Source organism: Dactylosporangium sp. NPDC049742 (assembly GCF_040674675.1).
Lineage (GTDB): Bacteria > Actinomycetota > Actinomycetes > Mycobacteriales > Micromonosporaceae > Dactylosporangium > Dactylosporangium maewongense.
Window position 1 is genome coordinate 13,306 of record NZ_JBFANF010000067.1, and the last position, 19,456, is coordinate 32,761.

General features: G+C 69.9%; 21 protein-coding genes. 8 read left to right on the forward strand and 13 right to left on the reverse strand.

From position 1 onward, the window contains the following. Positions 1-339: 339 nt before the first annotated feature. The 3 genes from AB0J72_RS48080 to AB0J72_RS48090 all read right to left on the reverse strand — a co-directional run bounded on the left by AB0J72_RS48080 (position 340) and on the right by AB0J72_RS48090 (position 1,669). The gene (locus tag AB0J72_RS48080; RefSeq protein ID WP_363412571.1) at positions 340-630 is read right to left on the reverse strand and encodes an STAS domain-containing protein; all 291 of its coding nucleotides are present in this window, start codon (positions 628-630) and stop codon (positions 340-342) included. Then, positions 627-1,256: an STAS domain-containing protein gene (locus AB0J72_RS48085; RefSeq protein WP_363412573.1), complete on the reverse strand. Its 630-nt coding sequence runs from the start codon at positions 1,254-1,256 to the stop codon at positions 627-629. Before AB0J72_RS48085 ends, AB0J72_RS48080 begins: the two co-directional genes overlap by 4 nt. 101 nt (positions 1,257-1,357) lie before the next feature. Further along, on the reverse strand, positions 1,358-1,669 hold the full coding sequence (locus AB0J72_RS48090) for an STAS domain-containing protein (RefSeq protein WP_363412575.1): 312 nt from the start codon (positions 1,667-1,669) through the stop codon (positions 1,358-1,360). A gap of 316 nt (positions 1,670-1,985) precedes the next feature. Between AB0J72_RS48090 and AB0J72_RS48095 the strand changes: the two genes are divergently transcribed. The 5 genes from AB0J72_RS48095 (at position 1,986) to AB0J72_RS48115 (ending at position 5,733) form a co-directional block, all read left to right on the forward strand. Continuing rightward, positions 1,986-2,414 (forward strand): STAS domain-containing protein, encoded by a 429-nt coding sequence (locus tag AB0J72_RS48095; RefSeq protein ID WP_363412577.1) that lies wholly within the window; start codon positions 1,986-1,988, stop codon positions 2,412-2,414. Then, positions 2,411-3,064 carry an STAS domain-containing protein gene (locus AB0J72_RS48100; RefSeq protein ID WP_363412579.1) on the forward strand — a complete coding sequence of 218 codons (654 nt, stop codon included), beginning with the start codon at positions 2,411-2,413 and terminating at the stop codon, positions 3,062-3,064. The genes AB0J72_RS48095 and AB0J72_RS48100 overlap by 4 nt, the downstream gene beginning before the upstream one ends. Before the next feature lie 73 nt (positions 3,065-3,137). Further along, entirely contained in the window at positions 3,138-3,812 is a 675-nt protein-coding gene (locus AB0J72_RS48105; protein WP_363412581.1) for a response regulator transcription factor, read from the forward strand. Continuing rightward, the gene (locus AB0J72_RS48110; protein ID WP_363412583.1) at positions 3,809-5,164 is read left to right on the forward strand and encodes a HAMP domain-containing sensor histidine kinase; all 1,356 of its coding nucleotides are present in this window, start codon (positions 3,809-3,811) and stop codon (positions 5,162-5,164) included. Before AB0J72_RS48105 ends, AB0J72_RS48110 begins: the two co-directional genes overlap by 4 nt. Continuing rightward, positions 5,161-5,733 (forward strand): GerMN domain-containing protein, encoded by a 573-nt coding sequence (locus tag AB0J72_RS48115; RefSeq protein ID WP_363412585.1) that lies wholly within the window; start codon positions 5,161-5,163, stop codon positions 5,731-5,733. Before AB0J72_RS48110 ends, AB0J72_RS48115 begins: the two co-directional genes overlap by 4 nt. A 442-nt stretch (positions 5,734-6,175) precedes the next feature. Here AB0J72_RS48115 and AB0J72_RS48120 read toward each other — a convergent pair whose 3' ends face one another. The 8 genes from AB0J72_RS48120 to AB0J72_RS48155 form a co-directional block, all read right to left on the reverse strand. Beyond that, positions 6,176-6,628: a response regulator gene (locus AB0J72_RS48120; RefSeq protein WP_363412587.1), complete on the reverse strand. Its 453-nt coding sequence runs from the start codon at positions 6,626-6,628 to the stop codon at positions 6,176-6,178. 157 nt (positions 6,629-6,785) lie between these two features. Next, positions 6,786-7,655 carry an RNA polymerase sigma factor SigF gene (locus AB0J72_RS48125; protein ID WP_363412589.1) on the reverse strand — a complete coding sequence of 290 codons (870 nt, stop codon included), beginning with the start codon at positions 7,653-7,655 and terminating at the stop codon, positions 6,786-6,788. Positions 7,656-8,134: 479 nt separating this feature from the next. Further along, complete coding sequence (locus tag AB0J72_RS48130; RefSeq protein WP_363412591.1) at positions 8,135-8,467, reverse strand: STAS domain-containing protein; 333 nt, start codon at positions 8,465-8,467, stop codon at positions 8,135-8,137. A 416-nt stretch (positions 8,468-8,883) separates the two neighbouring features. Next, complete coding sequence (locus tag AB0J72_RS48135) at positions 8,884-9,060, reverse strand: hypothetical protein (RefSeq protein WP_363412593.1); 177 nt, start codon at positions 9,058-9,060, stop codon at positions 8,884-8,886. Between the two features lie 436 nt (positions 9,061-9,496). Further along, the gene (locus tag AB0J72_RS48140; protein ID WP_363412595.1) at positions 9,497-10,402 is read right to left on the reverse strand and encodes a glycosyltransferase family 2 protein; all 906 of its coding nucleotides are present in this window, start codon (positions 10,400-10,402) and stop codon (positions 9,497-9,499) included. Then, positions 10,399-11,628 (reverse strand): cation:proton antiporter, encoded by a 1,230-nt coding sequence (locus AB0J72_RS48145; protein ID WP_363412597.1) that lies wholly within the window; start codon positions 11,626-11,628, stop codon positions 10,399-10,401. Before AB0J72_RS48145 ends, AB0J72_RS48140 begins: the two co-directional genes overlap by 4 nt. 4 nt (positions 11,629-11,632) lie before the next feature. After that, the gene (locus tag AB0J72_RS48150) at positions 11,633-12,115 is read right to left on the reverse strand and encodes a cation:proton antiporter regulatory subunit (protein WP_363412599.1); all 483 of its coding nucleotides are present in this window, start codon (positions 12,113-12,115) and stop codon (positions 11,633-11,635) included. A gap of 457 nt (positions 12,116-12,572) precedes the next feature. Next, a complete protein-coding gene (locus tag AB0J72_RS48155; RefSeq protein WP_363412601.1) occupies positions 12,573-14,543 on the reverse strand; it encodes a BTAD domain-containing putative transcriptional regulator in 1,971 nt (656 codons plus the stop codon). A 105-nt stretch (positions 14,544-14,648) separates the two neighbouring features. On the opposite strand from AB0J72_RS48155, the gene AB0J72_RS48160 reads away from it, so the two are divergent. Continuing rightward, positions 14,649-15,527 (forward strand): alpha/beta hydrolase, encoded by an 879-nt coding sequence (locus AB0J72_RS48160; RefSeq protein ID WP_363412603.1) that lies wholly within the window; start codon positions 14,649-14,651, stop codon positions 15,525-15,527. A gap of 374 nt (positions 15,528-15,901) precedes the next feature. On the opposite strand, the gene AB0J72_RS48165 is transcribed toward AB0J72_RS48160, so the two are convergent. Then, the gene (locus AB0J72_RS48165) at positions 15,902-16,108 is read right to left on the reverse strand and encodes a hypothetical protein (RefSeq protein ID WP_344510133.1); all 207 of its coding nucleotides are present in this window, start codon (positions 16,106-16,108) and stop codon (positions 15,902-15,904) included. A gap of 291 nt (positions 16,109-16,399) precedes the next feature. Further along, positions 16,400-17,689, reverse strand: coding sequence for a ricin-type beta-trefoil lectin domain protein (locus AB0J72_RS48170; protein WP_363412605.1), 1,290 nt, complete (start codon positions 17,687-17,689; stop codon positions 16,400-16,402). Between the two features lie 614 nt (positions 17,690-18,303). Between AB0J72_RS48170 and AB0J72_RS48175 the strand changes: the two genes are divergently transcribed. Further along, the gene (locus AB0J72_RS48175; protein ID WP_363412607.1) at positions 18,304-18,867 is read left to right on the forward strand and encodes a hypothetical protein; all 564 of its coding nucleotides are present in this window, start codon (positions 18,304-18,306) and stop codon (positions 18,865-18,867) included. Next, complete coding sequence (locus AB0J72_RS48180) at positions 18,791-19,456, forward strand: hypothetical protein (RefSeq protein WP_363412609.1); 666 nt, start codon at positions 18,791-18,793, stop codon at positions 19,454-19,456. Before AB0J72_RS48175 ends, AB0J72_RS48180 begins: the two co-directional genes overlap by 77 nt.

Genomic DNA, 19,456 nt, shown 5'->3' on the forward strand with positions numbered 1-19,456 from the left:
GAAAACTGCGTGAGCATCTGGTCCGACGCAGGATGCGCTGCTTCGAACTCGCAGTGACCTCACCCTCTCCCGCATCCGAGCAGGATGCCGGAATTGTTTCCGGGAATCTGTTGGAGATGTCCGGAGAGTCGAGTCGTTGCGAAATTTCGGTACCACTCTGCGACGAACGCTTTCGACCAGCCCGGTGGTCTCTGTTGCATTCGCCGGCGTCGCCTGCGGGTCCTGGACCGTTGACCCGCCGCGCCAGCCACGGCGCAGGAACGCGCCTTGGACGCTGGAGTTACCGGTGCGGCATGTGGCGACATCTGTCGATGCGACACGACAGGGCGTGAGTGCTGTTCAGGCTGACATTCGCAGTGTCCGGTCGACGGCGTCGCTGGCGTTGCGCAGCACCACGTTGGTCCCGCCGTTGCGGGCGCTGCGTCGGCATGCGTCGAGCGCGCCGACAACCGCGGTGTCGATGTAGGTGACGGCTTGCAGGTCGATGTTCACGACTGCGGGTCGCTGCTGTTCGACGATGTGGCTGATCGTGTCGCACAGTGAGCCGATGGTGGTGTGTTCCACGGTGCCGCGGACGGTGACGACGACTGCTCCGCTGTGCTCGATGCTGCTGCTGACGGAGAAGCTCACCGCGCATCGACTCGATCGGGCCGCTCCACGCCCGCTGGCGCGGGTTCGGCACCGGTGGCCGGGCCGCAGGATGTCGCCTCGGCGAGGGTCCGGAACACCGGGAACAGCCCGTGCAGGTTGAGTAGCCGCAACGAGTCCCGGATCTGCTGTGTCGCGCCGACGAGGCGCACGGTGATGGACTGGCGGTGCGCCTGGACCAGCACGTCGAGAGCGCCGGAGTCCAGCCGTGCCACTTGGGTGACGTCGATGACGAGGAGTTGCGCCCCGCCGGGCAGGTCAAGTACGAGGTCGCGCAGGCGGGCGTTGACGAGCAGGTCGGGTGAGCCCGTCAGGGTCACGACAGTGGTGCCCGCGACCCGGGTGACCCTCAGGCGCCGCGACTCGCGGGCTGCCGGTACGCAGCGTTCACGGGTCAGCGCCTGCTCGACCATCCGTGGTGGCGGGGGCGTGCGGGTGCAACGCCCGCACGTGTGTGGTCCGGTCGCGAGGTCGTCACCGGTCCAGCCGTCCTGGCTGAACAGGCTCCACGCGACGGCCCAGTCGCCCATGGTCGGGGCGAGGTTGGTGACCAGCTGGCCGCAGCCGTCGCAGGCGAGGGTGAAGTTCGTGCCGTCGGGACTGAGCAACGCCGTCAATCGTGACCCCTATCGGACCGTGCGAACAAACGTGGACAATGCTCCACCTTGCGGGCGGTGCATGGCGGCCGTCCCGCGAACTGATGACAGTTCTATGACGAAGCCTCCGGCGGCTCGGCCGGTGCGCCGGTGACGTGCAGGACGCGGTCGACTCGGGCGAGTTGCAGGGTGCGGGCGACCTTCGGCGACAGACCGCGCAGCGTGAGCCGGCCGCCGTCGAGCCACACCTTGCGGTGCACGTCGAGGAGCATCGCGATCCCCGCGGCGTCGACATACGCACAAGCGGTCATGTCGATGACAAGGTTGGCGGGGCGTAGCGCGGCGGCGTCGTCGAGCAGCGCCCGGACGTGCGGTGCGGCACTGGTGTCGAGCGGGTCCGTGACCAGCACTTCGACCAGCCGCATTGCCGGTGTCTGTGCTATCGGCTGCATGTCGTCTCCCTCCTTGGGCTGTGCCTGTCAGCGTCGCCGCCCGGTTCGGCGGGCATCCCTCGACCCTGTGACAGTTGCGTGACAACTGACACCCGACGGGGGCGGGTCGCAACTGAAGCCGGCGGCCGAGGCGCGATACGTCATGGAACCGTCACACTGCCGCGGGGACTTCTCCACATGCGTGACACAGGGTGATGCAGGTATCGGACGTCACCCCGGACCCGTGGACCGCCGACCGGCACCGCCGGAACGAGACCCGTACGGGCGCCATTGCCGTTGGAGGAGCCGCATGCAGACCGTCGTGTCGACCGAGGCGGATCCCGCCGTGGAAATCATCGTGACCGACGCATTGGACGGGCCTTCGGTGCGCCGCAACCTCTCGGTGATCGAGTCCACGGTCGCGATGGAGCCGACGCATCTCATCCTCGATCTCACGCGGTGCGGAACCGTCGACGAAGTCGGCGCGGCGTTCCTCGCTGACCTGCACCGCACCGTCGGCGACAGCGGTGGGCGCCTGACGCTGCGGGGACTGTCGATGCCGTTGTGCCTGCAGCTGCAGTCAGCGCAGCTGGAGGAGGTCCTGCTGGCCACGGACCGGCCGCCCGGCTATCTGCCACGGCACCGCGTGCCGCGGCGACGTTCCAGACGGGCCGCCCGCGAACGGCAGGTCCAGGAGCTGCGCTGGTGGCAGGCGCCCGCGGCCGACCGGTCGCTGTGACCGCGCTGCTGAGCCTCGACGGCACCGACTTCAGCCTCGCCTGTGACGAGTGTGGTCACCTGATCCCCAACCTTGCCGGGACGATGCGTGACTGGAGCGTGGTGTGGAGCCTGTTCACCCTGGACGGGTGGCACGGCCAGTCGCAGGCCGTTGGGCCGCACGCCTGCGGCCGGTGCGTGGTGTCGCCTCGGCCGGCCGGTGCGATCAGCCAGACGCTGCACCCGCACGACCGGGCGACCGAGGACGTATCCCCGCCGCGGGTGTCACTGCGGGTGCTGTCCGATGTGACTGTCGTGTATCTGCGAGGCGCGCTCGGGCTTGCCGGCAACGCCGCCGTGCACGGTCTGCTGCGCGAGGGGGCCGAAGCGGGCCGGCATCTGCTGCTCGATGTGAGCCTGCTGAAGGTCGTGGACACCGCGACCCTCGACGTGCTGATGCAGGCCCGGAACCGGGCGGCCGCCAACGACCGGCGGACATGCTTCGTCGGCGCGTCCAGGTCGGTGCTCAGCGCGCTGCGCCTGCTCTGCCTCGATGCCGTGTTCCCGAACTTCGTCGACCACATCGCGGCCCTGGAGTGGCTGCGGTGTCGGGTACCTGTCCCGCGTGCGGCCGGACCGGATCATCGACGACCGCACCGGGGGACGACATGACCGTCCGGTGGCAACGCACCGCACTCGCTGGTCTCACGCGCGGACGCACGTCGTCGGGAGGCATGATCCAGTGGTGACAGGTGTGCTGGTGATCGAGGACGACGACCGGATCCGGTTGTCGCTGGCGCTCGCCCTGGAGGACGAGGGCTACACGGTCCGGACCGCCGCGAGCGCGGAGGAGGGCCTGGAGGCGCAACGGACGGCGCCGGCGGACACCGTCCTGGTCGATCTCATGCTGCCGGGTATGGACGGGTTCGACTGCGTGCGGGAGATGCGCCGGCACGACGACGTACCGATCGTCGTGGTGAGCGCCCGTGACGACACCCACGACATCGTCGCTGCGCTCGAGGCAGGCGCCGACGACTATCTGGTCAAGCCGGTGGCGGTGAAGGAGCTGTCCGCGCGGTTGCGGGCGCTGCGGCGCCGGGGGCGTGCCGTGTCCGCCGCGGCGTCGACGCTGGCGTTCGGCGACCTGGAGATCAGGCCGGAGGCCGGCGAGGTGCGGGTGCAGGGTGAGCCGGTGGCGTTGACCCGCACCGAGTTCCGGTTGTTGTGCGAGCTGGCCGAGCACCCGGGCCTGGTGCTGTCACGCCAGCAGTTGCTGCAGCGGGTGTGGGAGTACGAGATCGGTGACGAGCGGCTCGTCGACGTTCACATCGGGCGGCTGCGGCAGAAGATCGAGCGCGACACGCGGACGCCGCAGCGGCTCGTCACGGTCCGCGGCATGGGCTACAAGCTGCAGCGATGAGACGCGCGGGGCTTCGGACACGGATCATCGGCGGGTTCGCCGTCGGCGCGTTGCTGCTGTCGGCGTCGATGGCGTTCGCGTCGTACCAGGCGACCCGGCGCTACCTGCTGGAGGGGCGCGAGCGGGCGTCGGTGCGTGCGGTGTCGTTCGACGCCCGGATCCTGCGGGAGGGCGTGCTCACCGACCGGGTCGATGCCGCCGACCTGCTGCGCTCGCTGGACACCGGCGGGAACCGGCGGGCCATGTTGTACCGCGACGGCGGCTGGTTCGGCCGGGCCGCCGACGACGGCACCACCGAGGCGGTGCCGATGAGCCTGCGACGCCTCGTCCAGCAGGGGCAGGCGGGCAAGCAGCTGGTGCGGGTCAACGGCGTCCCCGCGCTCGTCGTCGGTGTGCCGCTGTCGGACACGGCGGCGCTGTACGAGGTGGACCTGTTCCGGGAGCTGGACCAGACGTTACGGACCCTGAGCTGGGTGCTGACGGTCGTGGCCGCGCTCACCGCCGTCGCGGGGGCCGGCCTCGGCTGGTACGCCGCCCGGTATGTGGCCCGGCCGCTGCGGCAGGTGGCCGGGGCGGCGCAGGAGGTCGCCGCAGGCGACCTGTCGACCCGGCTGGACCCGGCCGTCGAGCCCGATCTGGTCCAGCTCACCACCTCGTTCAACGACATGGTCGACCGGCTGGCGAAGCGGCTGGAGCAGGACCGCCGGTTCGCCGCGGACGTCAGTCATGAGCTGCGCTCGCCGTTGCAGACCCTGGCCGCGTCCGCCAGCGTCCTGGCCCGCCGGCGTGAGCACCTGGACCAGCGCAGCGGGCTGGCGGTCGGGTTGATCGTCGAAGAGGTCGACCGGTTCCTGTCCCTCGTCGACGACCTGCTCGAACTGGCGAAGAGCGATCAGCCGGTCCGCCGCGCCGAGGTCGACGTCGTCGCGGTCGCGCGGCGTGCCTGTCAGGTGCGCAACCTGCCGCCGGAACTCGTCGGTGCCGTCGGTGACCCACCGCACGTGTGGCTGGTGGACGGCCGCCGCATCGAACAGATCATCGGCAACCTGCTGGACAACGCCGCACGGTACGGCGGCGGGGCGACCGCCGTCCGGGTCGGGGTGAGCGAGGACCGGTGGTTCATCGAGGTCGACGACGAAGGTCCCGGCGTCAGCCCGGAGGACAAGACGATGATCTTCGACCGGTTCGTGCGGGGGCGCGCGGCCGGCGCCCGCACCGACGACGACGGTACTGGGCTGGGGCTGGCGCTGGTGGCGCAGCACGCCGCGGCCCACGGTGGCCGGGCGGTGGCCTTGGACCGGCCGGGTGGCGGCGCCCGGTTCCGGGTCGAGCTGCGTAGGGAGCCGTCGTGACCGGCCGTATCCGGGCCCTCGTCGCCGTGCTGACGTCGGCGCTGGTGCTGGCCGGATGTGGCGTGCCGACCGAGGACAGCCCCCGACCGGTCACGGTGAGCAGCCGGGCGAGCACCCCCTCTGAGGCACGGACCGCCAGCCCGGCGCCCGGCCGGCCGGCCGAACTGCTGTTCCTGGTCCGTGACACCGGCCTGGTCGCGGTCCGGCGCCCGGCCGAGCAGATGCCGGCGATCGACGAACACCTGCGGAATCTGCTGTCCGGCCCGACCGCGGCCGAACGGGACGCCGGCTACACCAGCGCGTTGACCGGCATCACGGTGACCGGCGTCGTGGAGGTCCGTGGCGGCGACGCGACGGTCGAAATCGGCAGCCGGTCCGACGGGGGCGGGCGCAGCGACGAAGTCCTCGCCTACGGACAGATCGTGTGCACCCTGACCAGCCGCGCCGACGTCGACACCGTGTCGTTCCTGCACGACGGGCAGCCGCTGCGCGTACCCCGCGCCGACGCGTCCCTGACCGACGGGCGCCTCACGGCCGCCGACTACGCCGACCTCGTCCTGCCGTCCTGATCGCCCCCTGACGGGCGGGCAGGCGCCGGTGGGACCCGGGGAGCCCCATCACCGATGCTGAGCGACCCGTCCGTGGGTCGGTGGCTGTGTGCGGCTTGGCCGGTGAGGGAGTAGATCGTGGACTGCGGTGCTGTGGCGTTGGCTGTGGAGGGTTTGTTGTTGTGCTCGACCTGCGAGGCGGATCATGCCGGGTTAGGCTGGCCGCTCAGTGCGGAGCAACGGAGCGTCCATGGGCAACGATCAACGGCCCGCGCCCGGTCCGGACCGCGGGTCCAGACTCGCCGTCAATCCCGCGTTATCGGATCCGGCAGGCACCGTCGTGTTTGCGGTTGTCGGCAGCCTCGACTTCTTCGCCGCAGAAGCGTTCGCCGCAGCGGATGCTCGCGTTGACCGCGCTGGACACCGTCCTCGACATCAGCACTACCCCGGGCGGCGGAGCGGGTTAGCCCACAGGGATGCCTGGGAGGCGGGCGGTGTCGAGCCAGAACTGGTTGATCTGGCGGACGATGGCGACGAAGTCCTGGTAGTCGGCTGGTTTGGTGACGTAGGCGTTGCCGTGGGTGTCGTAGCAGGCGATGACGTCCTCGATCGAGCTGGAGGTGGTGAGGACCACGACGGGGATGCTGGCGACGGTCGCGTCGGCCTTGATGGTGCGTAGGACTTCACGGCCGTCGACGCGGGGCAGGTTGAGGTCGAGCAGGATGAAGTCCGGGCGGGGTGCGTCGGTGTAGTCGCCGCGCTGGTAGAGGAAGTCGAGGGCTTGTTCGCCGTCGCGGGCGACGTGCAGGTGGCTGTCCTGGGCGTCGTCGCCGAACGCTTCGCGGGCCATGAGCTCGTCGCCTGGGTCGTCTTCGACGAGCAGGATCTGCGCGGTGAGTGCGTGGCCAGTGGTCACGAGAGGCCCCTTCATCGAGCGTGCCGCGTGGGTGCGCCGGTGGCGCGTTGGACGATGGAGCGTGAGCGTGCCGCGATGGGCCGCCGACACGGCACGACCGGTGCGGGTCGGCGCAACGGTGCGCCCGCCGGTGTCACTCACCGACGGGCGGGCGGTCTCAGCCGGCCAGCAGGTGGCGGCGCAGGGTTTCGAGGGTGGCGCGCAGCAGCCGGGAGACGTGCATCTGGGAGATGCCGAGCTCGGCGGCGATCCGCGATTGGCTGCAGTCGTCGAAGAACCGCATCGTGATGATGATCCGTTCGCGGTCCGGGAGCGCGGCGAGCAGGGGTTTGAGCGCTTCGCGGGCGTCGACCTGTTCGAGGCCGCGGTCGGCGCCGCCGACGAGGGCGCCGAGGTCGGTGTGTTCGCCGTCGCCGTTGCTGCCGGCGGGGGCGTCGAGGGACAGGGTGCGGTACGCGTGGGCGGCGTCGAGGCCTTCGATGACGTCTTCCTCGGTGCAGCCGAGCCGGTCGGCGAGGTCTGCCACGGTGGGGGAGCGGCCCAGGATCTGGGTGAGTTCTTCGGTGACGCGGCTGATCCGCAGCCGGATCTCCTGGGTGCGGCGGGGGATCCGCAGGTCCCAGCAGCGGTCCCGGAAGTGTCGTTTGAGTTCGCCGCTGATGGTGGGGATGGCGTAGGCGGTGAATCCGATCCCTCGGGAGGGGTCGAACCCGTCCACCGACTTGATCAGTCCCATGTTGGCGACCTGGACCAGGTCGTCGAAGGGCTCGCCGTGATTGCGGAACCGTTGGGCCAGGTAGCGGGCGAGGGGCAGGTACAGCTCGATGATCCGGGCGCGGATGCGGGGCCGGTCCGGGTTGCCGGAGGGCAGGTCGGCGAGCAGGGACAGCAGCGACAGGGCGACCGCGTTGGTCTCGGCCCGGTCCGCGGCCCGGCTGTGGGCTGCCGCCGTCGGTTCGGTGTCGACGGGTGCGGCAACGCGTGCGGTGCCTGCGTGGGCGGTGTTGGCGTGGGTGGTCGTGGTCATCGTCAGCAACCCCTTCGGAGGAAGACGGCATGCGTTGCCAGTCCAGGGACCGCCGCTGTCGGCGGTAGGGAGTGGCGGGCAGCGGTGAGCGCGGTTTCGCGTCGTGAATGCGGGCGGCGCGACGCGGTGTACGCGTTCGCGGAAGGCGTGCTGGCGTCACCCGTGGTTTGAGTGCTGCTGCGCGGTGCCCGAGACGGTCCGTGCTGGCCGCCGCTGCTGGACGACCTGACCTGCCCCGCATCGTATGTCTCGACGGGTTGCGCCCGCCAGTCGGCGCGGTAGCAGATCGACGTCTATTTACCCTAGGGCAAGGGAATGTGGGCGGTATGACCACGACGACCGCGGCGTCCGATCAAGGCGGCGGTCGACCGGGGCGGCGCGGTCGCGGTGCGCCGCACCACGGGCTACTGGCCGACCTGAGCCTGCGCGGTTCTGGCGTCTCCGTCGTCCCGCTCACGCCCGAACGGCACGGTGGCACCTCACATCTGGGTGGTGCCGGGCAATGCGTCGACGATGGTGAAGACGCGGTCCAGGGCGGTCAGCCGGAAGACCCGCAGCAGCCGCTCGTGCGGGGCGACCAGCGTCAACCCGCTACCGGCCTCATGAAGGCGCTTGTAGACGCCGACGAAGACGCTGAGGGCGGTGGAGTCCAGGAACGCCACTCCGGTCAGATCGACGGTCAGCGCCGTCACGCCGTCGTCGAGGCGGGCGTGCAGGTACTGCCGCAGCTCGGCGCTGGTGGCGACGTCGAGTTCCCCGGTGACTGCGACCACGGTCGGTGAGCCCGGTGTGGAGGTCACGGACAGCTGCATGACGGGCTCCCAACGGGCACCGGCGGATGGCACATCGTAGCTCTCACGCCAGACTCGGCGGGGTTGCCACTGGGGTTCGGGCGCGTCGTGGTGACGACATCGAGTCGTGGGGCGCTGTTGGCGATGAGGGTCTTCGTCGGGGCACCGGTGGTCTCCGGCTCCAGCCCGGTGTCGGCGTCGGCGACCCTTGTACGGATTCGCCGACCCGGTGCGTACGGCCGGCTGCCGGACGGTGAACCTGACGTCGTTGAGGCTTGGAGCGCCGCGGCGGCGGAGCGTTCATGGGCGACCTTGCGCACCAGCGTCGACGGCGGCGAGTGGACGTATCCGGATCGTGTGCGCGACGAGAGGATCCCTGCACAGCCTGACGCGTTCGCCCCACGGAAAACCGCCCGCGATTGTTGGCTGTGGCAGCATCACAGCGGAAGGTCGAGCCACACATCCTTACCGTCATCGGGGCCGGTCGACACGCCCCAATCGACGGCCAGACGACCGAACAGGACCGTGCCGCGGCCTCGCTCGCTGACAGCGTCGGCAGCAGGTGGCCGCCACGGTTCTACCGGCCCGGGGTCGTGCACGACGATGTGCAGCACTCGGCTGGTGCACGGACTGTCCCGCCTGGGCGTCGGCTGACACCTGTGGGCATCGCCCGCGTGACAGAGCCGAGCTCGACGGCGGTCCCGGCGGGCCGCTCCCGCCGAATGTCGTTACCGAGGTCGAGCGCTGTCCGGCGATGCGTTGGAGGGTCGCAGCAGCGAGCCGCCGCGCCCGACGTCCGTGCCGGCCAGACGACCCCTGGCGCGGGTCCGGGTGGGAACCTGCCCGCGTCATCCGCCCCGTGCCCGCACGGTGCTGATGCCGACGTACTGGCCGTTGCGGCTCCGGATTCGCGGATGGCATACCAAACCAGACCTGGTGCATCCAGCCGAACCGCCGAGCTGGTTCCGTGATCGCCTGGGCGGGTTCGAGTCGTGCGGGCTCCTGCACTGACGCCCGCCGCCGGCCGGGAGGGGTTGGCGGCGGCGGGCGTCAGGCGTCCGGCCGGGACCGGACGATCAGGTCGGCCAACAGCGCCAGCGAACCGATGATCAGCCCGGTGAGGAAGACCATGACGGTGTTGTTGGCCAGCCGGAGGGGGTGGACGGTCAGGTCGACCGCGCTCTTGACGGTGCCGGTGCCGAGCAGGAGCAGAGCGAGTGGCATCAGGGCTTTGAGCGGATTGAAGTACATCACCATCCGCATTACTTGCAGCAGGTAGCGGTACGCGTCGCGGACGAACCGGAACTTCGAGCGTCCGGCGCGGCGGGCGTAGTCGATCGGCATGTAGGCGATCGGGTGCTGGTTGGACAGGAACGCCAGCGTGATGGTGGTGACGCAGGAGAACCCGGGCGGCAGTAGCCGCAGATACGGCGCAGCGACGGTGCGCCGGAACGCCCGCATCCCTGAGTTGAGGTCCGGGATCGGCTGACCGGCCAGCCACTCGGCGATCTTGCGGATCGCCCACTTTGCTGGGATGCGCAGAAGCCGGTGGCTGCCCTGCTCCGTGGTCCGGGCCCCTACAACCTGGTCGATCGTAGGGTCGTCGAGCAGTCGCCGGATCAACTCGGGGATGCGTTCGTTGGGATAGGTCATGTCCGCGTCGGTCCACACCACGATGTCGCCTCGGGCTGTCCGTGTGCCGGTCCGCCGGACCGTGCCGGCGCCGCTGTTGCGCTGCATCGCGACCACCTGGACCGTCGGTAGCACGGCCGCCGCCGCGCGCAGCACCTGCAGGGTCGCGTCGGTGGAGCCGTCATCGACGGCGAGGACTTCGTACCTCAGCCCGGTTTTGTCCATCGCCGCGCTGATGCGGTCGAGTTCTGCCCGCACGTGCGAGGCCTCGTTGAAGCACGGCAGGACGATCGTGGCGTCCAGGGGTGCGGCCGGCGCGTTCATGACGCGCTCGGCGCAGAGTCGGGATCCGAAGTGGTCACGGCGGGCTCGACCGCTGTGGTCATGCCGCTGTCGCGGCGGCGGGAGCGCCACCGTGCGAGCGGCTCGAGGGAACGGGCCAGGATCGGGCCGACAACGGCCAGCACGAGGACGTAAGCAGCGGCGAGCGGGCCGATTTTGGTGTTGAGTCCGGCGCTGACGGCGAGACCGGCGATGACGATGTTGAACTCGCCGCGTGGTGTGAGGGCTACGCCGGCGCGTGCGCGGCCCAGGGGACTGATGCCCGCCCGCCGTGCCGCCCACCAGCCGGTCGCGATTTTCGTCAGGATCGACACCACCGCCAGGACCAGCGCGATGCCGAGCATTGGCGGCAGCGCAGCCGGGTCGGTGTGCAGACCGAAGAACACGAAGAAGACGGCGGCGAACAGGTCGCGCAGTGGGGTGAGGACCTGCCGGGCGGTGTGCGCCAGCGGCCCGGACAGGGCGATGCCGACGAGGAACGCGCCAACGGCGGCGGACACCTGCAGTGCCTGCGCTGCGCCGGCGACGAGCACCGTCAGGCCGAGCGCTTTGAGTAGCAGGGCCTCTTCGTTCGGTGAAGCGACGAACATCTCGACGTAGCGACCGAACCGTAGCGCGACGATCAGGATGATCGTGATCGTCGCCGCGGCGATGGCGAGGGCGCCCAGACCGGCCACGAAGCCGACGCCCGCGAGTAACGCCGAGAGGATCGGCAGGTACACGGCCATCGTGAGGTCCTCGAAGACCAGCAGCGACAGTACGACCGGCACCTCACGGTTGCCGAGCCACCCCAGATCGGCCAGCACCTTCGCCGTGATACCGGACGAGGTGACGTAGGTGACTCCACCCAATGCGACCGCGGCGACCGGACCCCAACCCAGCAGCAGCGCCACCGCCACCCCCGGGGCGGCGTTGAGGACCAGGTCCACCACGCCTGCGACCGCGTTGTACCGCAGCGTGCCGACGAGTTCGGGGGCGGTGTACTCCAGCCCGAGGGTGAACAGCAGCAGGATGACGCCGATTTCGGCGCCGGTCGCGGTGAATTCCTCGCTGGTTGCCAGCGGCAGGATGCCGCCCTGCCCGAACGCCAGACCGGCCAGCAGGTACAGCGGGATCGGCGAGATCGCGAACCGCGCCGAGACGGCGCTGAGCAGACCGAGACCGAGAATGACCGCCCCGATCTCGATCAACGCGGCAGCGACATGCATACCGTCAGCCGTTGGCGAAGATGTCGGTCACGGCCGCGGTGCCCTCGGCGGTGCCGACGACGACGGCGAGGTCCCCGGGCTCGAAGGCGAAGTCCGGGCGTGGGCTGGCCAGGATCTGCCCGGCCCGGATAACCGCGACGATCGAGGCGCCGGCCCGGGTGCGGGCCTGGGTGTCGCCCAGCGTCCGGCCGTCGTAGGGCGACCCGGCGATGATCGGCACCTGCACGGTCTTCAGGCCGGTCACCTGCCGCTGCAGGTCGGCCAGGCGTTCCACGATCCGGGCTGTGCCCAGAAGTTCAGCGACACCGTTGGCTTCATCGCCGGTCAACGACAGCGTCGCGGTCGCGGTGTCCGGGTCGGAACTGTCGTACAGCACGATGTCCCGGCGACCCGACACGTGCGAGACCACCGCCGCGTGCTGGCCCTTCGCCGTCACGAACTCGTGCCGCAACCCGATCCCGGGCAGCCCGGTACGTTCAACCTCCACCGACCTGTAACTCCTTCACCCGCCGCCGACAGCAGCGCTTACCTTCCCGTACTGCAGAGCAGAGGGTGCCAACCCGGTATGGCGATCGCATCGCGACGGTATGACAGTCCTGTGACGCTCCGGAATGCCGACAACTGTTGTACGCCGCGCACCGCCCGATGGCCGGCAGCAGGCCCAGCTGACGTCAATGCCGATCAGCCGCGGCGAAAGGCATTGCCGAAACGCGCCCGCAGGCTGGCCGACCGACGGGATGGTCAAGGCAGTGCGGCGTGAGCCGCCGGACCCGAGTCGGTCCATGCATGCGCGACCAGCCGTGTCCATGCCCTGTCGGGCTATCGGCCGGCCCTGCTCGCGTTGTCGGTCGTTGGCGGCAGGCCGAACGCGATGCGGGAGGGCTGTACTCGTGGTGGCCTGGCGATCGGAGGGCGACCTGGATGTCATGGCCCAGCTGTCCGGCTCATCGGGTGCGGCTGAGGGCCGCGTTGAGGTGGTCGAGATGGCGTGCGACGGGGCCGGCGGTGAGTATGCCGCTGCCGGCCCCGGCCAGCTCGTTGGCGGCTGGCGTGAGTTCGGTCCGGGCGCGTTTCATCACCGTCCGGTCGTTCAGGGCGATTGCGGCCTTGGCGGTGAGGCACCATAGGGCCTCGAACAGCAGATCGCGCGGCGGATCCGGGGCCTGACGCAGCGCCGCGGCGGCATGGGCCCGGCGGTCCTGGGCCAGCAGGACGAGCGGGCGCACCCAGGGTGTGTAAGGGCCCCAGTCGGTGTCATCTTCGAAGCGGATCGGCTCGCCGTGCCACACGTGCAGGCACAGCAGGGCCAGCGGTAGGAGGCCCCGCTCGACACCGGGCATGCCGGCGTTGGCGAGCTGTGCCGCGGCGTCGCGGTAGGCGGCTTCCGCGGCCTGTGGCGACGGTCCGGTCGCGGCGAGTCGCAATGCGCGGTACCACTGGGTGAACACGCCGACCAGCGGGCGGTCGTGCCGCTCGGCGAGCCGGTCCGCTGCGGCGGCGTGCTGGTCGCCGGTGGCGAAGTCCGCGAGCGCGCTGCGGGCCTGTAGCCGGACGAGATGACCGAGGATCTCGAACGTCGCCAGGCCGTGCCGGGCGGAGAGCGCGACCAACTCTGCACCGATCTCGTCCCGCTCGGGAGCCAGGCCCGCGCGGTGAAAGGTCTGCATGAACACGCCGTTCAGGGCGAAGGCCAGCAGGGCCGGGTCGCCCAGGCGGCGCGCGATCCGCTCCGCCTCCTGGGCCGCCTCGGGCCCGCGCGCCGCGCGCGTACCGCGTGACTCCACCGCGATTGTGGCCAGCAGTCGAGCTCGGGTGGTCTCGGACGAGCCGGGGTGAACGGCGGTCAGGGCCCGCTCGGCCGCGGCGACGATCTGCGCCGCCTGCGCCGGATCATCCGAGCGTGTCCAGATCGCGGGTACGTCGTAGCCGCCGATCACCCGGGCGGTGAGCTCGGGATCGCCCAGTTGCTCGGCCGCGGCGATGGCGGCGATCCGCTGCTCCCGTGCCGCCTCGAGTCCGCTCGCTCCCGTCACGGCGAGACTTCGCAGCAGACCGACGGTGGACTCCAGTCGAGCCCCGGAACCGGCCGCCACGGTACGGTCGTATGCCGCCGCGGTCTCCGCCCAGACCCGTTCCGGTCCCAGGGAACCGGGACCTTCGCTGACCCGGTCGATCTGGCGGAGGATGTCGGTCTCCAGGCGACGCAGTCGCGGGCCCGGATCGATGCCGAGCTGTTCCAGGAGCAGGCCGCGGGCTCGGCGCAGTACCGCAAGTGCATCACCCTGGCGCCCCGCGCGGGACAGCGCAAGTGCCAGCAGCCGCCACGCCTCCTCCCGCCACGGATGCTCGGCCACGTGCGCGTCGAGATCCGGTACGACGTCGGAGGCACGCCCGACAGCCAGTCGCGCCTCGGCCCGCTGCTCGATCGCATTCAGCCGTAGCTGTTCGAGGCGGGAGCGCTCGACGCGGGCCCACGGCTCGTCGTCGAAGCCGGCGAACGCCGGCCCCCGCCACCAGCTCAGGGCACGATCGAGCCGCTCGAGTGTCTCGTGCGGGGGCGCCGTGGACGCGGCGGCGACCGCGTCCTCGAACCGCCAGGCGTCGACCGCGTCGGGCGCCGACCGAAGCGCGTAGCCCGGGCCCTCGGTGACCAGCAACCGAGCCGGCTCGCGCGGTGGACGCTGCGGCTCCAGTGCGCGCCGCAGCGCCGCTACGAACGTGCGGATCGCGCCGACCGCGCCCGGTGGAGGCTCCTGCCACAGGTCGTCGACGAGGTGGCCGACCGGAACGACCCGGCCGCGCGCGACGACGAGCCGCGCCAGCACCGCGCGGTGTTTCGGCCCTTTCAGGTCTATCGGCGCGCCGACGCCGTCCCAGGCGACAACCGGCCCGAGAACACCGAACCTGACCTGCACTGATCGAACCATCCTTCCGCGCCTGGGCACAACCTGTCGCGCTCATCGTTTGCTCATCCGCGACCGGCACGCTGACATCGTCCACCCGACGAGAAGAGGACGATCATGACTTTTGCCATTCCCGGGTTCGGCTACCAGCGCGTCGCGGTCGACGATGACGTGACACTCAACGTAGCGGTGGGAGGTACGGGCAGCCCGATCGTGCTGTTGCACGGCTTTCCGCAGACCCACGTCATGTGGCGGCACGTCGCCGCCGACCTGGCCGCCGACCACACCGTGATCTGTCCCGACCTGCGCGGCTACGGCGCCAGCGACAAGCCCGATGCGCGCGACGGCGACACGTACTCCAAGCGGACCATGGCCGCCGACGTCGTCACCCTCGCCGGCAAGCTCGGCCACGAGCGCTTCGCTCTGGCCGGACACGACCGCGGTGCCCTCGTCGCCATCCGCGCCGGCCTCGATCACCCCGCTACGATCACCCACCTCGCCATCCTCGACGTCCTGCCGACCCTGGACATGTGGGACATCCTGCACGGGACTACCGCCGCGGTTGCGTTCCACCTGTACCTGATGGCCCAGCCACCCGGCCTGCCCGAGCAGATGATCAGCGCCAGTGCGGACGCCTTCTTCGGTTACTTTCTCGACGTATGGGCGCAGAGCCCGCAGGCCATTCCTGCGGACCTGCGGGCGGAGTACCTGAAGGCATCCCGGGAGGCGGTTCCCTCCATCGTCGCCGACTACCGCGCCTCGGCCGGCATCGACGTCGAACACGACCAAGCCGACCGAGCAGCCGGGAGCCGGCTGACCATGCCGGTCACCGTCGTCCAGCAGGACTGGGGAGCCGCACTCGGCTACGACGCCGCCGCGCTGTGGCGCACCTGGGCCGCCGATCTGGAGCACCGCACCACCACGGCCGGGCACTTCATGGCCGAGGAAGCACCTGACGAGATCATCAAAGTGCTCCGCTCCCTGCTCGCACGGTAGCGAATCGCCTGCCCGCCGACAGCGGGGTGACGCGCTCAATTCGGCAGGAGAGGAAGCCCCGGCCACGCAGACGCTGAATCACGGTCGGTCATGGCGGGACGGTCGTCGCACGCCATCGGCGGCATAGAAAGACGTCCTGCGTGTCGATGCAGGACGTGGGAACGTCCCCTGATGTGCTTGTCGGGCTTGGTGTCCCATCGCAGGAGGAGGACGTTCGTGGGTAGCGGTAGCGGGGTGTCCCGCGGTGATCGCAACCGTAACGCGCGGCTCGCTCGGTTGCGGGTGCTGGTCCCGGTCGTGAACGCGATCGTCGGTATCGATCTGGCGGATAGGAAGCAGATGGAGCATGGCCCACCTACTGGCCGCCACCGCCCTCAGTCGCAGTCGTGTCCGCTTTTCGACTTCGATCCGCTCTTCGACTTGCTCTTGCTGCTGCCACCGCTCTTCCCGCCTGGTTTGCCGGCGATGCTCATGGTGATCGTGTCGCAGGTGCCGCCCGAGACGAGGTTGCAGGCGGTGAGTGCCGGCGTGAGCAGCAGGGCCGCGAAGGCGGCGATGATGGCTTTGCGGGTGCGGGTCATGGCGGTTTCCATCCGTGGTTGGCGCTGTCCTCGACATGATGCACGGCGTTGTCGATTCCGTAGATCAGGTCTCCGACACATGGATGCGGCGTTGCTTACTCATCCATCCAGCAGGGCGCGGACGGCGCCGTCGACCATGAGGCGCACGGCACGCTCGACGGCGACAGCGGGATCGTGATGCCGCGTCCACGGTGACGCTGTGCACAGCGGCGCTGGTGGCCGTGCGCGGAAGGGGCGCGGGAGCCTGTCCGCCCCCGCGCCCTGACCGTCAGCGTGCCCCTCGGCCGGCCGTCACGCGGCCTTCACGAAGTACTGTGCGGCCGATCCGTTGCAGTCCCAGATCTGCAGTCGCGCGCCGTCCGCTGTCGAGCCTGACGGGGAGTCCAGGCACTTGTTGGAGTTCGGGTTGCGCAACCGGTTACCTTCCTGGACCCAGTTCTGTGCGCCGCTGCCGTTGCAGTCCCAGAGCTGCACCTGCGTGCCGTTGGCCGTGCCCGCGCCGTTGACGTCGAGGCACCGGCCCAACGTCCGCAGGGTCTGGCCGTCCCGGCTCCACTGCTGGTCCTTCGAAACAGCAGGCCCCTGGCACGTCCACAGCTGCACGGCCGCGCCATTGCCGCCCGTGTCGTTTCCGGCCACGTCAACGCACTTGCCGCCCGGCCCGTTGATCTGCGTCGCGGGTCCGCCCGGCGTCGTGCCGCCGTCCTGGTAGTAGCGCACGTAGTCGATCGATGCGGTGAGCGGGAACTGGCCCTGCACGGGGTTCTGTCCGGGGTACGTGCCACCCAGCGCCAGGTTGAAGATGATGTGGAACGGCTTGCGGAACTCTTCCAAGGTCGCCGGTGTCGTGTCGATCACGTGCGTTTGCGTACCGTCGACGTACCAGCGGATCTGCGCGGCCGTCCACTCGATCGCATAGACGTGGAAGGCCGCGGCGTTGTTGACGGCGGGGTTCGCGACGTAGTTGGCGTTCTGGCCCGCTGTCCACGGGAACACGCCGGTCCGCAGATCCCAGAAGATGTTGTTCGTCACGGTCGCGTTCGCGTTCGCGTGTTCCATGATGTCGACCTCGCCGCAGCTGGCCCAGTTGGTGGGCAGGCGGTCGTAGTAGGTCTGCGCCGGGTTGTAGGCGCTCGTGGACGACTCGTCGCACGCGTCACCGAGCATCCAGAATGCCGGCCACGAGCCGGTGGCGGTCGGGAGCGCCATGCGCGCCTCGATGCGGCCGTACTGGAAGGACCGCTTCGTGTCCGTCGTCATGCGGCACGACGTCTGGTACCAGTTGCGGCCGTTGACCACGATGGGCGTCGTGAGCCAGTTGGCGCGCATCACGAGGTTGCCGCCGGACTGCGAGCAGTTCTCGGGGCGGTACCATTCCCACTCGCCGTTGCCCCAGCCGTCGAACGTGTTGAGGCCGGGGTTGAGGCCGTTGCCGACGTTGTAGTTCCAGTTGGCGCTGCTGGGCGCGCCGGACCCGTTGAACTCGTCGGCCCACACGAGGTTCCACGCGGCGTGTGCGGGCTGCTGCAGGACGACCGCGCTGCCGACGAGTGCGGTGACGGCCGCGGTGAGGAGGACCATGAGGCGCCGGCTGCGTGACAGCGCTCGGGCCGCAGTGCGGCCACGGGCCATGCGGGGTGTGCGTTCGTGTTGAATCTCCACAGCGAATGTGCCCTTCTCGAGCAGGAGCTGGAGATGGTGCGATTGGCGGAATCGCCTGTTCGAGCCCCCACGTGGCGGACGTGAGAGCGCTCTCAGCATGGTGCTTGACTGGAAACCTTGTTGTCAACAACCTGTCATGCCAAGCAATGAATTCGCGCAAGAGGCGACAAACGCGAACGATGCGAGGCGTCCTGGCACGTGCCGGGTCGCGCGGCTGGCGAGGGAACACTGATCCGCCGGCGGTCATGATCAATGGAGTGGCGCCACGCGGGCCGCAGGATGCCGATCATCGGTACAACTGCCCGGACCCGGCCGCATTTGCACGCGGTCGCCGGATCTTTCAGCCGCTCATCCGTGCCTTACCTGCACAGTGGTCCGCAGATCTCAGAGCAGGTCGCGCTCACGTAGCAAGGCAGGCCGGTCCGGCGGCAGGCAGGCGGTCAGGTTCTGATCCAAGTCAACCAGTTCGAGGTCTACCGCGTACACGACGAAGTCGTCGGTGACCGGCAGTGTTGTCGTTCCAGTCGTAATGGTTGAGCCGGGCACCGGCCGCGCACAGCAGCCGCCGCCCGCGCGCCGCGCCGGCGCCGGCATCCCGCAACCACTTCGCGTCCTGGAACGGCACCGCATCCATCGACGGCAACGGCAACCGGGTCCGGGCCACCACCGGCACCCGCAGCACGAACCTGGTCTACGACCAGGCCGGCCCGACCCGCTCCGTCACCTTCGCGATGGTTGAGGACAAGATGGCCGAGGGTTACACCGACTTCGTGATGGAGGTGGATTTCATCACCATCGACGGCACGGAGTTCACGGCGGACTTCGTAGCCAGGAAGCCGGGCGGACGGTGGGTGGCATTCGAAGCCAAGGGCAACGCTGGAAAGCTCCGGCCAGCCCAGACGATTGGATATTCTCAGCTCGACTACTTCGGTGCGGAGATTCGCACTGCCAGGTCGATGGTCTGGCCAAGGGGGACTTCGTCCAGATGGATGTCGTCGCGGAACGATGGTGGTGCCCGGTATGCACGCCTTGAGGGACGTGGTGGTGGACCGGATGGGTGCGGCGCTCGTCGAGCGTGGCTGGCAGCGGTGGGGTGATGCCAGCGACGAGACGCCGAGGTTGACGTTGAGCCGTCCCGGCGACATTGTCTGCAGCATCGGACTGGCCTCGCTGGCCCGCTCCTACGGCGGTGTCGAGTTCAGTCCGACGGCGGGGGTCACCCACGTGGAGGTGAGCCGGCTCAGCGCCGTGTTCGCCGGGCACGCCTGGCGCGGCCCTGGGGACTCGTCCTTGTTCGGCACGACCCTGGCGACGCTGGTCAGAGCGGGCGGGCGCCCGGACCAGTCCGTCCGGGGCTGGGCGGTCGACGCCGAGTCCGCGGTCGAGCCGGCCGTCGACGACATGCTGGAGTGTATCGACACGGACGGCATGGCGTATCTGGACGGGTTCCGGGACCTGGGTGACCTGATTTCGTGGATGCGGGCCGACAAGGGGTACCAGATCCTCGTCGGCAAGCTGGCCGTCGCCTTGGCGGTGGCGGGCGAGCGCGATGAGGCGATCCTGACCCTGCGTGACTACGTGGCGTTCGTTGCCCAGGTGCCGCCCGGGGTGCTGCGCGACCGGACGCAGGCGTTCGTGGACGCGTTCGCGGCGCATTTCGGGTACGGCGGAGAGGTCGCAGGGTAA